This window comes from Candidatus Dormiibacterota bacterium, assembly GCA_035532035.1.
Lineage (GTDB): Bacteria > Vulcanimicrobiota > Vulcanimicrobiia > Vulcanimicrobiales > Vulcanimicrobiaceae > Tyrphobacter.
This window is the reverse complement of sequence record DATKRS010000009.1, coordinates 21060-35553: the sequence shown is the minus strand read 5'-3', so window position 1 is coordinate 35553 and position 14494 is coordinate 21060. Positions and strand designations below refer to the sequence as shown.

Below are 14494 nucleotides of genomic sequence, written 5' to 3'. Positions count from 1 at the left end.
CTTAGGTCGACAGCGGGAGCGGAGACGGGCTCGTCGTGGGCGCGACGTGGGCGCCGTCGGAGAGCGTCGGATACTGCTGCGCCACGACCCTCTCGCCGGGCGAGAGCCCCGAGACGATGACGGTGCGCGTGTCGCCGAGGGCCCCCGTCGTGACCCGCCGCTTGTGCGCCACGCCGTGGCTGACCACGAACACGTAGCTCGCGCCGTTTTGCGTCGAGATCGCGGCGTTGGGAACGCTCAGCACGCGGCGAAGATCGGTCGTGAGGATGTCGACGTCGGCGTTCATCCCGTCTTTCAGGAATGCCGGCGACGTGTCCAGTTGAATCGTCGTGAGCACCTGCTTCGCGGTGCTCGTCGTGTCGGTCGACTTCGTTGCGATCGGCGCGATCTGCGTGACGTGCCCCTGTATCGCATGACCTGGGAAATCTTCCCCGGTGACGGTCGCGCTCTGCCCGACGCGAACGTTGATGATGTCCTGCTCGTCGACTTCCGCGCGCACGATGTAGCGCTCGTTTGCGGAGATCGTGAAGAGTGCTTGGCCCGCCGACACCGGCGCGCCGACGCGAATCGGGCGAAGCGGGTCGGTCGCGTCGGCTGCGACGCTTTGAATGATCCCGTCGAAGGGTGCCGAGATGCGCGTGAAGGCAAGCTGCTGCTGATTCTGCGCGTTGAGGATCGCGGCTTTTTGCGCGTTCGCCTGCGCGGTGCGTACGCTGGCGATACCGTACCCGCTGACCGCGCCGAGGCGGAGCTGCTCGACCGCCTGCTGGTAGGCGACGCGCGCCTGATCGAGCTTTGAGCGATCGGTGTCGAGCTGATTTCGCGAGATCGCTTGATTGTCGAAGAGCGTGACGTCTTCGTTGTAAATGCGCTGCGCCAAGTCGAGGCTCGACTTCGCGGTGTCGACCTGCGCCTGGTACTGGACGCGCGCGTTCTGTTCGTTGACCTGCGCCGTACCAACGTCGGCGACGGAGGAGCTGTAGTCGGCTTGCGATCCTGCCGCTGCGTATGCAAGCGACGGGTTGTACACGGTGGCGAGCAGCTCTCCGGCATAGACCCGATCGCCGTCGTGGACGTTGAGGCTCTGCAAGTTGCCCGCGACGAGCGATGGGACCGTCTCGGAATGGGGGCTCATCACGACGCCGTTCTCGGCGAGCTTCACGACGAATGGGCCGTACGTTACGGTCGCGGTCGTGACGACCAGTCCCCGCTGGTGCCCGCCGCGAGCGAAGACGGCAATCGCTATTAGCACGACGAGCGCGGCGAGAACGATCAAGAGGTTACGCTGACGCATCCGTTTCCTTTCGCCACTAGAGATCTGCGACCGCCGAGAGCGGACCATACGTGCCGACGGCTACGCGCAGTGCGACGAGCGCGTCTACGTACGCCACGCGCGCATCGATGAGGTCCGTTTGCGCCTGTACGGAGGTCTGTTGCGCTTGAAAGACGTCTGCGAGCGCGATGACGCCGCTACGATACTGCAGCTGCGCGATGCGCGCGGACTCAGCTCCGAGCGCGGCCTCCTGCTTAGCGTACGCAAGCTGCGCCTGCGCCGTCCGTGCGGCGCGATACTGCTTGCGCACGTCGACTTCGGCTTGGGAAACGGCCGACGCAAGCGTCGCCTCCGCGGAGGCCACTTGCGCTTCGTCGTTGACGCGCTCGGTGCGGCGCTGCCCGTAGTCGACGATCGGCAGCGTGAAGGTGCTCGTCAACCCGATCTGCCAGAAGCCGGGGCTGCCGCGCGGCACGATGGGAAACGGCAGCGGGGGTAGGTGAAGCGCCGCCCGCAGCTGATTCTGTTGGGCAATTTGCGCGTCCAATTCTTGCTGCAGCGTGACCGTCTCGGTCGGAGAGTACTGGTTTCCGAAGCTGGCCGAGATCTGCAGCGACGGGAAGAACTCGCGCAGCCATCCGCGGCGCGTCTCTCGCGCGCTCAGCAACGCCTTGCGCGCCGAGACGACGTCGGGCCGCTGCGCCATCGCGATGCTCGCGAGCGTGCCGATCGTGCCGTCGGGCAGCGGCGGCTCCGGAATGGCCGAAGGGATCGCAAACGGCGTGGTGAGAGCAAGGCCGACGGTGTGCGCGAGAGCTTCGCGCGCGTTGTCTGCGTCGGCCTTGGCGCCGACCAGCGTCGAGGCGCTCTTCGCTTGCGCGACCCGCGCGCGCAACACGTCGACGCCGGCAACCACTCCGGCTCGCTCTTTAAGGCGTGCCGCAGAAACGAGTGCGTTTTGATACGAGAGATCGGAGCGATCGAGCGCCACGAGCGCGACCTTCTGTGCGACGTCGAAGAAGGCGCCGGTGACGTTGCTTGCGACGAGATCCTCGCTGCGTGCCAGGTCCTCGCGTGCCGACGCGAGCGTTGCGTTTGCGGCGGCGAGCTGGATCAGGCCCAAGCCGGCGGCGTTGAGCGTGTAGCTCGTTCCAATCGAAGCGGTGTTCTGGCTGAAGTTCGACTGCGGCGTAGCGCCGATGAGCTGGTAGACACCGCCGTAGTTCGATTGCTTCTGCAGGATGCTCTGCAGCGTGCCGTTGACGGTGGGGAACGTCTGGCCCTCTTGCACCGCGACGGCGTGCGCTTGCGTCGTGACCGCGGCGTATTTTGCGGCGACCGTCGGATCGTGCGCGAGCGCGTACGAAACGGCTTGCTGCAGCGTTATCGGAGCGCGCGCGTCGGCGACTGCCGGAGCAACCGCCATCGCGGCGCAGGCGAGCGCGAGAACGAACCGGCCCACGCCCGACAAACTCCTAGTGAGCGCCGAACGAGGCAAAGATTCCCGCGCAGATGGGTAGCAGAAGGGCCGTCAATACCGCCGGCACCGCGCCGACGCGCGCGGTTACGCGCATCGCGATGTAGAGCAGCACGGCTCCCCATATCTGAAAGACGCTGAACGCGGAGAGAAAAGCGACGACCTTGGCTCCGGCGGATGGGACGAGCCACGCGAGCGACGGAAGCGCCTCGGTTACCGCCATCGTGGAGCCGAAGCTATCCGCGCCGCGCAGAAGGACGATAACGGCCAGGACCGCGCCGGCCAACCCGAGCGTCGGCACGCTGACGTTCGCCGCCGTTGCCCATAGCATCGAGAAGGACGCCGAGCCGCGCCCGACGGCATTGAAGACGAGCATGACGATCGTCGTAAAGAAGATTGCAACAGGCGTTCCGACGATCGAGAGGAGCCACGTGAAATGCAGGATCCACAGTGTGAACGAGAGCGCTTGCTGCAGTTTGTCGGGCGAGAGCTGCGCCATGCGCGGATCGCCGGCTACCATGGCGGGCCAGCCCGTCTGAAACCCGTGGACGATCGCCGGAGTGATGAGATACGACGCGAGCGCATAGAGTACGAGGGTGATGAGGAACGCCCAACCCCACGTCGGCGCGGTGCGCAGGCGCTCGAACGCCGTCGAGGGTGCGAGAATGACATCGACCACGGTCTGCAAGCCGCTCGCCGACGTGCTCTTGGCAGGGTCCATCGCTGCTCCTTTACCGCAAAAGTTCGGCGCAAGTTTCAGGATCAGGCGTGCGAGTGCCTTCGGCGATACGGCCGGAAGGCCGAAGATCGGGCGGCAGATTGCGAAGAATCGCGCTGCGGACGCACTCCAGGCGCTCCTTGCGAAACTCGAGCAGCCGCAGCTCGATGATGAGGCGGGCCCGCCGCAGCGCGCGCCGCGCGTAGAGTTCCTCCGGCGTTCGCGGTCGCGGCGTGGCGCCGCTGAAGAGGAGGACGACGATGATCGCTGCAAGGACGCGACGTAGAACGAGCATGAGCAATACCTCCAACGATTCCTCACGCGCCTCGGCCTCCGCAACAAGGGAGCTGGTGATCGCCGCGCCGCCGGACGAGCCGTACGTTCGCGTCGTGCCGCTGGGCGGATGCGGTGAAATCGGCCGCAACATGACCGTCATCGAAACGAACGACGACCTCGTCGTCGTCGATTGCGGCCTCATGTTTCCCGACGAGGAGATGTACGGCGTCGATATCGTCATCAGCGACTTCAGCTACGTCCGCGAGCGAGCGGACAAGCTTCGCGCGTTGCTCGTAACGCACGGACACGAAGATCACATCGGCGGGATTCCGTATTTCGCGAAAGAGTTCGTGAGGATCCCGGTTATCGGCACCGCGCTCTCGATCGCGCTCATCAAGGCCAAGTCGCGCGAGCACAAGCTCGGCGACGTCGACTTTCGTACGGTCGTTCCCGGCGAGCGCGTACGATTCGGCAGCATCGAGGCGGAGTTCATTCACGTCAACCACTCGGTTGCGGGAGCCTGCGCGCTCGCGCTGCGCACGCCTGCCGGCATCGTCTTCCACACCGGCGACTTCAAGTTCGACCAAACGCCGATCGACGGGCGTCCCGCGGACTTCTCGCGCATCGCGCGGGTCGGCGAAGAAGGCGTGCTCTGCATGCTCTCGGATTCGACGAATGCCGAGCGACCGGGCCACACGCTCTCCGAGCGGATCGTCGGCGAGGCGTTCGCGGCGATCTTTGCGCGCGCGAAGGGCCGCATCATCGTCGCCTCGTTTGCGTCGAACGTTCCGCGCATCCAGCAGGTCATCGACCAAGCGGAGCGCTTCGGGCGAAAGATCGTCTTCCTGGGCCGGTCGCTGCAGAACGTCGTGCACTTCGCGACCGAGCTCGGGCACCTGCGCATTCCGCCCGGGACGGCAATGAAGGCCGAGCAGCTCGAGGAGCTGCCTCCCGAGCAGATCGTCGTGATGACGACCGGCTCGCAAGGCGAGCCGATGAGCGGCCTTACGCGCATGTCGGTTCGCGACCATAACCGATTGCGCATCGTCTCGGGCGACACGGTCGTCGTGAGCGCGACGCCGATTCCCGGCAACGAGAAGTCCGTGTACCGGACGATCAACAATCTCTACAAGCTTGGTGCGACCGTCGTGCACGGTACCGACGGGCGCTCCCACGTCTCCGGGCATGCGTCGCAAGAAGAGCTGCTCCTCATGCTCAATCTCGTCCGCCCCGAGTTCTTCGTCCCGATCCACGGCGAATATCGCATGCTCGTCCAGCACGGGAAGCTGGCGGTGCGAACGGGAGTCGAGGCGGGGAACGTCTTCGTCGCCGAAGACGGCGACGTGCTAGAGTTCACGCTCGAGTACGGCGACAAAGTCGGGAAGGCGTACGGCGGAAACGTCCTCGTCGACGGGTCGGGCATCGGCGACATCGGCGAAGCGGTGCTGCGCGATCGGCGCGCGCTCGCCGGCGATGGCATCGTGCTCGTCGTCGTCGCCATCGACGCCGAAGAGGCGCGCGTTACCGCGGGGCCGGACGTCGTCGCAAGAGGCGTCTTCTACTTACCTGAAGCCGACGGCGTTCTCGAGGAGCTTCGCACGGAGCTGCGCGCGTCGCTCGACGCGATCTCCGTCGAAGGCATGCGCGACCCCGGCACCGTGAAGGAACACCTGCGAGACACGCTCAGCAAAGCGATCTACTCGCGGACGAAGCGCCGGCCGGTGGTCATTCCGCTCGTGATGGAAGTCTAACCACCCGAGCGTCGTGGCTGCCGTCGTTTACGGACTGCTCGCGGCGGTCTTTTACGGCGCAGCCGATTTCTGCGGCGGCGTGGCGGCGCGCCGCAGCGCGGTCTTCGCCGTCACCATCATCTCGCAGCTAGCGGGTTTGCTCGCGCTCTTTGTAATTCTCGCGTTTACGCATTGGCGGCTGACGCGAGGGGATCTCTTGTTCGGCGCGCTCGCCGGGGTTTGCGCCGGCAGCGGCCTCGCGCTCTTCTATCACGCGCTCGCGATCGGGCGCATGGGCATCGTCTCTCCCATCACAGCGGTGCTCGCCGCGGCGGTGCCGGTAGCCGCGAGCCTCGTGCGCGGCGAGCGCCTTCACGTGACGCAGGGCGCCGGCATGCTTCTGGCGCTCGTCGCCGTCGTTCTGATCGCGGCTTCCTTTGAAGAAGGGGAAGGTGGAACGCGCGAGATCGCGACCGAGGGCGTGCGGGAAGCGCTCGTCGCGGGCCTGATCATCGGCGGCTTCATCCTGTTCTTGAGCCGCGCGAGCCCCGCGTCCGGCGTCGCCATTCTGCTGCCCGCCCGTGCGGCCTCCGTGCTCGTCTTGCTGGCGATCGCCGCGGGCTTGCGCGGCAGCGTGCGGACGAGCGTCCCCGTGTTGCCGCTGATCGTCCTGTGCGGCGTTCTCGACATGGCGGCGAATGCGTTCTTCGTGCTTTCGGCACGTGCCGGCTACGTTTCTATCGCGTCGGTCTTGACGGGTCTTTATCCCGCCTCCACGGTCGTGCTCGCGTGGCTCGTCTTGCGCGAACGCCTGCAGCGGGTTCAGCGCTGGGGCGTGCTGCTCGCGCTCGTGGGCGTCGCACTGATCGCGGCGTAAGCAGGGGCCCGGCGCTTTGCCTACTGAATGCCCTACGGCAGTGCACGCCGGGGATCGCGAAAAGCTCGCAGCCTTCATACGCGACGCGAAGAACAAGGGCGCCGGCGATGCGTTTCTGGTAGATCTCCTCAAGCAGAACGGCTGGTCCGAGCGTCGCATTTACGGCGCGTTCTCCGACTACTACGCGCAGCAGACCGGAGCGCCGGTCCCCTCGCGAGGGCAGGGAATGGAGAACGCGCGAGATGCATTCCTCTACCTCGTATCTTTCGTGTCGCTCGGCTTTTGGAGCATCGCGCTCATCTGGCTTGGCAATATCGCGATTACGCGCGCGTTCCCGAGCCCAACGGATGTCGAGAGTACCACGTCGCTGCGCTACGACCTCGCCGGCCAGCTGGCGAGCATCATCATCGGCTTCCCCATCTTCATGCTGGTGAGCTGGATTTTAGCGCGCCAAACGGCGCGGCGCCCGGAAGAACTCGACTCGGGCGTGCGAAAATGGCTGACGTACGTAGCGCTCGTGATCGCCGCCATCGCGCTCCTTTCCGACGCGGTGCTGTTTCTGCAAAGCTTTCTCACCGGAAATCTGACGGTGCGTTTCGCCTTGCAGTACATGGTGCTCATCGTCGTCGCCGGCGGAATCTTCTGGTACTACTTGCGCAGCATGCGGGCTTGGGAACGGCGGGGGAACGACAACACCTTCTTCGGCGCGTTCGCGCTGACGGCAGTGATCGCCGCGCTCGCCGTCGGATTCGGAGGCGTCGGGGCGCCCGCGTTCGAGCGTCAGCTGAGGATGGACGAGCAGAGGGTGAGCGACATGTATGCTATCGCGACGGCGATCAACACGCGTGGAAATGCGCCGGCGTCGCTTGCGGAGCTGGCGCCTCCCGCGAGCCGCTTACGCGACCCCGCGACTGGCGCGGCGTTCGTGTACGCGCGCAAGAACGCGCAGTGGTACGACGTGTGCGCGACGTTCGACACGTCGAACGTCGGTCAGGTCAACGGCAACGACCCATGGGCACATCCGGCCGGTCGCTACTGCTACCGGCTCTCAGCGGCGACCGCGCCGAACGTTCCGAGCGTCATCCCCACGGTTCCCTAGATCGTCGACCAGACGTCGAGCTTGCGCTTCACGCCCTCGATCGTCGCATCGGTGAACTCGGTCGTCGTCGCGTTGCCGCCGAGATCCGGCGTCGCGATCCCGGCGTGCACGGTTTCGAGGGCGGCTTCGTAGATCGCGCGTGACGCGTTTGCAGCACGCTTGTCGTCGACGTACGAGAGCACCGCGGCCGTGGCGAGAATCATCGCGAGCGGATCGGCGATGTTCTTTCCGAAGAGCCGCGGAGCCGTACCGTGCGGCGCCTCGGCCATCACGACGTTCGGCGTAAAGCTCTCTTCGCGATCGGGAAACGACAGCAGGAGCGATTCCGCGCCCGCGATCGAGCCGAAAAGCTGCATGACCAAATCGGAGAGGCAATCGCCGTCGCGGTTGAGCGACGGGATGACGAGCGGATCGTCGCCGGCATTCGAAAGGAGAAGCGCGTACGTTGCGTCGATGAGGTGCGGCTCGTACGCAACGTCCGGATGGCGCGCGGCGGCGGCATCCATCTCTTCCTTGAGCATTCCTTCGTACACGGGGCTGACGGTGTACTTCGGGCCTCCGAAGACCCGGCCGCCGATGCGTTTTGCGTGCGCGAAGGAGTACTCGGCGACGTAGCGGCAGACGCCGCGCGAGATCGTCTCCGTTCGGCTCGCGGTCTCGGCGTCGCCCTCGCCTTCGCGCCACTCATGCGCCCCGTACGCGTCCCCCACCGCCATGCGCACCACGGTGATCGGCGCGTGAATTCCCGCGACGGGTCGCACGCGCGGCAGCTTGCGGCCGGTGCGAACGATGACCTTACCGCCGACCGCCTTGCGCAGCAGCGCGTTCGGAGAGCCCACGTCGCCCAGCTGTTCGGGGGTGATGGTAGCGGCCTTGAGGCCGAAGCGATGGCGCACCATCGCTTCGGCCGCGTCGAGCACGACGCGGTTCTCCGTCCCGCGCCGATGCTCCAGCGAGAGGTCGTAACGTTCGAACGTCAGCGGAAGATCGATAACCGACGTGTCGAGCACGCGCAGTGCTTCGGTCAGCAACTCCTGTCCGGTTTGGTCGCCTTCGAGAACGACGATGGTCGGCGCGGTCAAATGAACTCCTGTCGCTGCGACGAAAAGCTCCTCTCGATGGCACGCGTACGCCGGAAGAGCCGTGCGAGGAAGGGCCTCAATCTCGAGATCGTCGGGATTGTCGCCATCGGCCTGGCCGTCCTCTTTGCCGTCGCGCTCGCGATCCCGCAGTATGCGGGACACGTCGGCCGCGCGACGGAGCTGATGCTGCGGCGGCTGCTCGGCGACGCTTCGCCGTTCTTTCCCGTGCTGATCTTCGCGCTCGGCGGCATCGTCTTTCTGGAAATCAACGTGCCGCGTCTCATCGTGGGATTCGCAAGCGCCGCCTTTGCCTACTTCCTGATGCTCGATGCGATCCTCGGCTCGCGTGGCGCGCGGGCCGGCGGCGAGATCGGAACGACGATCTGGAGCACGTTGCGCGCGCTGGTCGGGTCGGTGGGCGCGTGGGTCGTGCTCGGCGTCATCGCTATCGCGCTGACGCTCTACGTGACGAACACGTCGTTGAAGAAGATCATCGGTTGGATCGTGATCCTCGGCGGCAACGTCAAACTCGTGCGTCTGCCGAAGTTGCCCAAGCTCGATCTTCACCTTCCGCCAGGCCACGCGAACGTGCGCGAGGCCTTCTCGCTTCCCGAGCGCACGAGCAACCGCGTCACGACGGGAAAGACCGAGGTTTTCGACGAGCGCGATGCCGTCGAAGAAGGCGCTCCCGCCAAGCGCGTCGCCGTTCCGGTGCCGCTGCAGCGGTACGTCGCGCCGAGGCCGCAGCTAACGGCTCCGGCGCCGCCGGCCGAGGCCGTCGTCGGAGAGTACGAATCCTCGGGCGGGCAACGCGCGTACCATCTTCCGGACCTGGCAATTTTCGATGCTCCGCTCGCGCAATCGAACGACGACGTCGATCGCGCCCATCTGCTGGAAGACACGCTCGCGTCGTTCGGCGTCGGTGCGAAGGTCGTGCATTCGCAGCGCGGCCCCTCGGTAACGCGCTACGAGCTGCGTCCGGAGCGCGGCGTGAAGATCTCGCGCATCGCGGCGCTTGCCGACGATCTCGCCCTCGCGCTTGCCGCAACCTCGGTCCGCATCGAGGCTCCGATTCCTGGTAAGTCCGCCGTCGGGATCGAGGTTCCGAATCAAACCGTCTCCGTCGTGACGGTGCGCGAGATCCTCGACGCGCTGCCGAATCGCGGCCAAGTCCCGCCGCTCTGGATGGCACTCGGCAAAGACATCACCGGACGGCCGGTCTTCGGCGACCTGGCGAAGATGCCGCATCTCCTGGTCGCGGGCGCGACCGGCGCGGGCAAGTCCGTGTGTCTGAACACGATCATCGCGTCCCTCCTCGTCAGCGCGACGCCGGACCAAGTGCAGATGCTCATGATCGATCCAAAGCGCGTCGAGCTGCCCGTATACAACGGGATCCCGCATCTCATCAAGGACGTCATCACGGATCCGCGCCTCGCCGCGGGCGCGTTGCTCGAGATGATCAAGGAGATGGAGGCGCGCTACGAGCGCTTTGCCAAGGCGAGCGTGCGCAAGATCGAAGAGTACAACGCAAAGTTTCCCGACGAGAAGCTTCCGTACGTCGTCATCGTCATCGACGAGCTTGCGGACCTCATGCTCATCGCGCCGGCAAAGGTGGAGACGACGATCATGCGCCTCGCGCAGCTCGCACGCGCGACCGGCATTCACCTCATCGTCGCGACGCAGCGCCCGTCGGCGGACGTGATCACCGGCTTGATCAAGGCGAACATACCCTCGCGCATCGCCTTCGCGGTCAGCTCGCAGGTCGATTCGCGCGTCATTCTCGACATGAACGGTGCGGAGCGGCTTTTGGGCCGCGGCGACATGCTCTATCTTCCGATCGACGCGCCGAAACCCGTGCGTGCGCAAGGTGCGCTCGTAACGGGTGCCGAGATTCACCGGCTCGTCGACTTCTGGGCTCGCCAAGCGCAACCGGAGAACCTCGTCGACGTCGACGTCGTTCCGCTCGCCGACGACGAGGAACGCGCGCGCAAGGACCTCGACTCACTGTGGTACGACGCGGCGCGCTTCATCGTCGAGACGCAGTATGCCTCGACCGCGCAGCTGCAATCGCACCTCTCGATCGGCCACCCTCGAGCCGTTCGTATCATGAAGCAGCTCGAAGAGCTCGGCGTCGTCGGGCCGCACGAGGGAACCAAGCCGCGTAAGATCGTGATGGGCTATGCGGAGATCGAACAGCTCGCGCTGCGCGTCGGAAAAGGTGAGGGTGGACAGCAAGACCTCTTCGCCGTCGAATCGTAGCGCGTACGTCATCGCTGCGGCGATTTCGTTTGCCGCGTGTATCGCACTGGGGCTTGGCGTCGACCATTACGGCGAGCCGACTGCGGTATGGGCGTTCGATCGCGCCGTCGTAGATCACGGCGCTATCCTTGCGTGGTGGATCACGCAGCTCGGGCGCTTCTACGTTCTCGCATCGCTTGCGCTCGCGCTGTTGATCGCGGCGTGGCTTTTACCCTCGTGGCGCGGGCGCATACTCTTCAGCCTCGTCATGCTGCTTCTCGCATGGCGCGCCGCGGACTTCCTCCAGCACGTCTTCGCGCGCCCGCGGCGCCTCGACTGGGTGATATTTCATGAAACCTCGTTCTCGTATCCGAGTGCGCACGCGACGATCGCAACCGCGTTCTACGCGCTCTGGGCGTGGCTGATCGCTCGCGGCTTCACGGCGCCCTCGCGCAGCGCCGTCTGCATCCTGGTGCTAATCGTCGTCCTGGCGATCTACTGGTCGCGGCTGGCGCTCGGGGCGCACTACGTGACCGACGTCGCCGGCGGCGTCCTGCTCGGCCTGACGTTGCTCGCCGCCGGAGCGGCGGCGTGGCCGGAAATCCTCGCGCGGACGAGAAAGGGGCGAGCATGACCCGCTCGACCGATCCGGCGCTTTTCGAGATCGAAGCAAAGCTCGATGCCGGCGCTCCGCTCTCTCTCGCCGACGGCCTTGCGCTCTATCGCGCGCCCGATCTCCATGCGCTCGGGCGTCTGGCGCGCAAACAGAAAGAGCGCAAGAGCGGCAAGAAGGTCTTCTACGTTCTCAACCGCTACGTCAACTCGACGAACGTCTGCTACGCCGGATGCAAGTTTTGCTCGTTCGCCGCCGACGAGTTCAAGGAGCGCGAGCGCGTGGTGCGCATGCCGGCCGAAGAAGTCTTCGCAAGGACCTTCGAGACGGGAACGAACTTCAACCAAGTCCACATCGTCGGCGGCCACGATCCGCGCCAGCTCTCGCTCGATTACTGGCTGCCGCTCATGCGTCGCTTCAAGGAAGCCGCGCCGCACGTGCAGCTTTCGCTCTTCACTGCGGCCGAGATCGACTACATGGCCAAGCGCCATCGCCTCTCCTACCCCGCCATCGTCGCGAAGCTCAAAGAAGCCGGGCTCGACAACGTCAACGGCGGCGGCGCGGAGATCTTCGCCGAGGCGACGCGCGCAAAGATCTGCCCGAACAAGGTCAATAGCGACAACTGGCTCGCGATTCACGAGGAGCTCCATTCTCAAGGCGTCGCGAGCAACGCGACGATGCTCTACGGCCACATCGAGTCGCTCGAAGATCGCGTCGACCATTTGCTGCGCCTACGCGCATCGCAAGAACGCTCGCCGGGATACAATGCCTTCATTCCGCTGGCGTTCCATCCCGACGGCAACGAGATGAGCGATTGCGGCTGGACGAGCGGCCTCGACGACGTCCGCACCTTTGCGGTCGCGCGCCTGATGCTCGACAACTTCGATCACATCAAGGCGTATTGGATGATCCAGGGTCTGAAGGTCTGCCAGGTCGCGCTGCAGTTCGGCGCCGACGACATGGACGGCACGCACGGTTCGACCGACGAAGAGATGATCTATCACGCGGCAGGGACGCAGTCCGGCCAGCACGTCGACGACCGCGAGTTTCGCCGTCTCATCGAAGACGCAGGCTACGTGCCCGTGCGTCGCAACACCACGTACGACGAGTTCGCGTGGGACTGGGCCCCTCCGTCCTTCGACGCGGCAGTGCCCGTCGGCGCTGGATGACGATGACGCTACGCTGCGGACGCATCTGCTACACGAACGACCTTCCGATCTACGCCGCGTTCGACGCGGGGGCGATTCCGTATCCGGGCACGCTGCATGCGGACGTGCCGGCGCGTTTGAATGCCATGCTGCTCGCCGGAGAGCTCGACGTGAGCCCTATTTCGGCGTTCGCATGGGCGCGGCACGCCGGCGAGCTCGTCCTGTTGCCCGATCTCTGCATCGGCGCGCGCGACGAGGTCGTATCGGTGGTTCTCGTCTCGCAGCGGCCGCTCGAGCAGCTCGACGGCGCGCGCATCGCCGTGACGCGCGAGTCGGCCAGCGGCGCGAACCTCCTGCGCGTCCTACTCGAACGCCGATTCGGCGTGCATCCGGCGTACGAAGAGAGCGCCGACCCCTTGGCGGACGCGGCAAATGGGTGCCCCGCGCTGCTCATCGGCGATCGGGCGATCGACGCGCTGCTCTCGCTGCCGCGGGAGAACGTATACGACCTGGGCAGCCTCTGGCACGAGTGGACGCGGCAGCAGACGGTCTTTGCGGTTTGGGCGGCGCGCCGCGACGTCTACGATCGCGAGCCGCAAGGCGTGCGCGACTGCATGCACGCATTGACCGATGCGTACACGTGGTCGCGTTCGCACATGGAGTTCGTGCTCGCGCAGGCGCAGCGTGCCTACCCGCGCCCGACGGGCTTCTACGAGGAGTATTACGGCAAGCTGAACTTCACGTTCCATTTTGCAGCGCAGTGCGGCTTGGAGGCATTCTGCCGCGAGCTGCTTGCGATCGGCGCCATCGAGCATATGCCGCCCGTCTTTCCGGAGGCGATCGGTGTCCCTGCATGATCTGCTAGACCGCGCGGCGTCCGGCGGGCGCTTGAGCTTCGACGAAGGCGTCGCGCTCTACCACGACGCCGACCTTCACGCGCTCGGCGCCGCAGCGCACGCGCGGCGCATGCAGCTCCATCCCTCGAATGTCGTGACGTACGTCATCGACACGACCGTGAACTACACCAACGTCTGCAACGTGCACTGCACCTTCTGCGCCTTCTTTCGACCCGAGCATCACAACGAAGGCTACACGATGTCGCACGACGAGGTGATCGCGCGCGTGCGGCACGCCGCGGACCAAGGTGCGACGCAGATCATGATTCAAGGCGGCGTCAACCCTGAGCTGCGCATCGCGTGGTTCGAGCAACTCTTCGCGCGCGTGCGGGCCGAGTTTCCGCACGTGGATCTCCACTCGCTCTCGGTCTCGGAGATCGTGGGCTTGGCGCGAATCGAAGAGATGCCGGTTCCCGAGATTCTTCGCCGCTTGAAAGCTGCGGGCATGAAGTCGCTCCCCGGCGCGGGGGCGGAGATCCTCGTCGAGCGCGTTCGCAAGCGTATTTCGGCACGCAAGGTGAAACCGGAGGAATGGCTCGGCGTCATGCGCGAGGCGCAACGTCTCGGAATGCCGACGACCGCGACGATGATGTTCGGTTCGATCGAAACCGCGGAAGAGCGCATCGAGCACCTCCACGTCGTGCGCGAACTTCAAGACGAGATGCAGGGCTTCACCGCCTTCATTCCGTGGTATTACATCCCGTTCAAGACGCCGCTGCGCGGCAAGGAAGCAACGGGTCTGGAGTACTTGCGCGTCCTTGCGATCTCGCGACTCTACCTCGACAACGTGCCGCACCTGCAGGCGTCGTGGCTGACGCCGGGCTTGAAGATGGGGCAGCTCGCGCTCTTCTACGGCTGCGACGACATGGGCGGCACGATCATCGAAGAGCAAGTCGTGCACGACGCAGGGAACACCAACGAAGCGTCGCGCCGCGATCTAGAGGAAGCCATCCGCGAGGCCGGCTTCGTTCCGGCGATCCGCGACACGTACTGGAACATCCGCTCCGACTACGCGCTCGCCACGGCCTAGGGTCCTGTCGGACTTAGGCGCATTCCCGTCTCCGGCC

13 protein-coding genes are annotated in these 14494 nt (G+C 65.5%); 8 read left to right on the top strand and 5 right to left on the bottom strand.

Translation table 11 applies throughout. From position 1 onward, the window contains the following. Nucleotide 1 precedes the first annotated feature (1 nt). Genes VMV82_02945 through VMV82_02930 form a run of 4 tightly spaced genes read right to left on the bottom strand, consistent with a single transcriptional unit; the run spans nt 2 to nt 3763 of the window. The gene (locus tag VMV82_02945; protein ID HUY40505.1) at nt 2-1294 is read right to left on the bottom strand and encodes an efflux RND transporter periplasmic adaptor subunit; all 1293 of its coding nucleotides are present in this window, start codon (nt 1292-1294) and stop codon (nt 2-4) included. A gap of 16 nt (nt 1295-1310) precedes the next feature. After that, nucleotides 1311-2735 carry a TolC family protein gene (locus VMV82_02940; GenBank protein ID HUY40504.1) on the bottom strand — a complete coding sequence of 475 codons (1425 nt, stop codon included), beginning with the start codon at nt 2733-2735 and terminating at the stop codon, nt 1311-1313. Nucleotides 2736-2748: 13 nt separating this feature from the next. Next, on the bottom strand, nt 2749-3471 hold the full coding sequence (locus tag VMV82_02935; protein ID HUY40503.1) for a hypothetical protein: 723 nt from the start codon (nt 3469-3471) through the stop codon (nt 2749-2751). A gap of 10 nt (nt 3472-3481) precedes the next feature. Next, nucleotides 3482-3763 carry a hypothetical protein gene (locus VMV82_02930; protein ID HUY40502.1) on the bottom strand — a complete coding sequence of 94 codons (282 nt, stop codon included), beginning with the start codon at nt 3761-3763 and terminating at the stop codon, nt 3482-3484. On the opposite strand from VMV82_02930, the gene VMV82_02925 reads away from it, so the two are divergent. Genes VMV82_02925 through VMV82_02915 form a run of 3 tightly spaced genes read left to right on the top strand, consistent with a single transcriptional unit; the run spans nt 3762 to nt 7450 of the window. Continuing rightward, entirely contained in the window at nt 3762-5495 is a 1734-nt protein-coding gene (locus VMV82_02925; GenBank protein ID HUY40501.1) for a ribonuclease J, read from the top strand. The two genes, VMV82_02930 and VMV82_02925, sit on opposite strands and share 2 nt — an antisense overlap. A gap of 13 nt (nt 5496-5508) precedes the next feature. Beyond that, nucleotides 5509-6351, top strand: coding sequence for an EamA family transporter (locus VMV82_02920; protein HUY40500.1), 843 nt, complete (start codon nt 5509-5511; stop codon nt 6349-6351). A gap of 40 nt (nt 6352-6391) precedes the next feature. Beyond that, entirely contained in the window at nt 6392-7450 is a 1059-nt protein-coding gene (locus VMV82_02915) for a DUF5671 domain-containing protein (GenBank protein HUY40499.1), read from the top strand. Here VMV82_02915 and VMV82_02910 read toward each other — a convergent pair. Next, on the bottom strand, nt 7447-8532 hold the full coding sequence (locus tag VMV82_02910; protein HUY40498.1) for an isocitrate/isopropylmalate family dehydrogenase: 1086 nt from the start codon (nt 8530-8532) through the stop codon (nt 7447-7449). The two genes, VMV82_02915 and VMV82_02910, sit on opposite strands and share 4 nt — an antisense overlap. 36 nt (nt 8533-8568) lie before the next feature. On the opposite strand from VMV82_02910, the gene VMV82_02905 reads away from it, so the two are divergent. The 5 genes from VMV82_02905 to mqnC are packed head-to-tail and all read left to right on the top strand — an operon-like array spanning nt 8569 to nt 14457. After that, complete coding sequence (locus VMV82_02905) at nt 8569-10791, top strand: DNA translocase FtsK (protein HUY40497.1); 2223 nt, start codon at nt 8569-8571, stop codon at nt 10789-10791. Further along, nucleotides 10757-11404 carry a phosphatase PAP2 family protein gene (locus VMV82_02900; protein ID HUY40496.1) on the top strand — a complete coding sequence of 216 codons (648 nt, stop codon included), beginning with the start codon at nt 10757-10759 and terminating at the stop codon, nt 11402-11404. The genes VMV82_02905 and VMV82_02900 overlap by 35 nt, the downstream gene beginning before the upstream one ends. After that, complete coding sequence (locus VMV82_02895; GenBank protein ID HUY40495.1) at nt 11401-12552, top strand: CofH family radical SAM protein; 1152 nt, start codon at nt 11401-11403, stop codon at nt 12550-12552. The genes VMV82_02900 and VMV82_02895 overlap by 4 nt, the downstream gene beginning before the upstream one ends. Further along, a complete protein-coding gene (locus VMV82_02890) occupies nt 12549-13388 on the top strand; it encodes a menaquinone biosynthesis protein (GenBank protein HUY40494.1) in 840 nt (279 codons plus the stop codon). Before VMV82_02895 ends, VMV82_02890 begins: the two co-directional genes overlap by 4 nt. Then, nucleotides 13375-14457: a cyclic dehypoxanthinyl futalosine synthase gene (gene mqnC, locus VMV82_02885; GenBank protein ID HUY40493.1), complete on the top strand. Its 1083-nt coding sequence runs from the start codon at nt 13375-13377 to the stop codon at nt 14455-14457. Before VMV82_02890 ends, mqnC begins: the two co-directional genes overlap by 14 nt. Nucleotides 14458-14494: the final 37 nt, after the last annotated feature.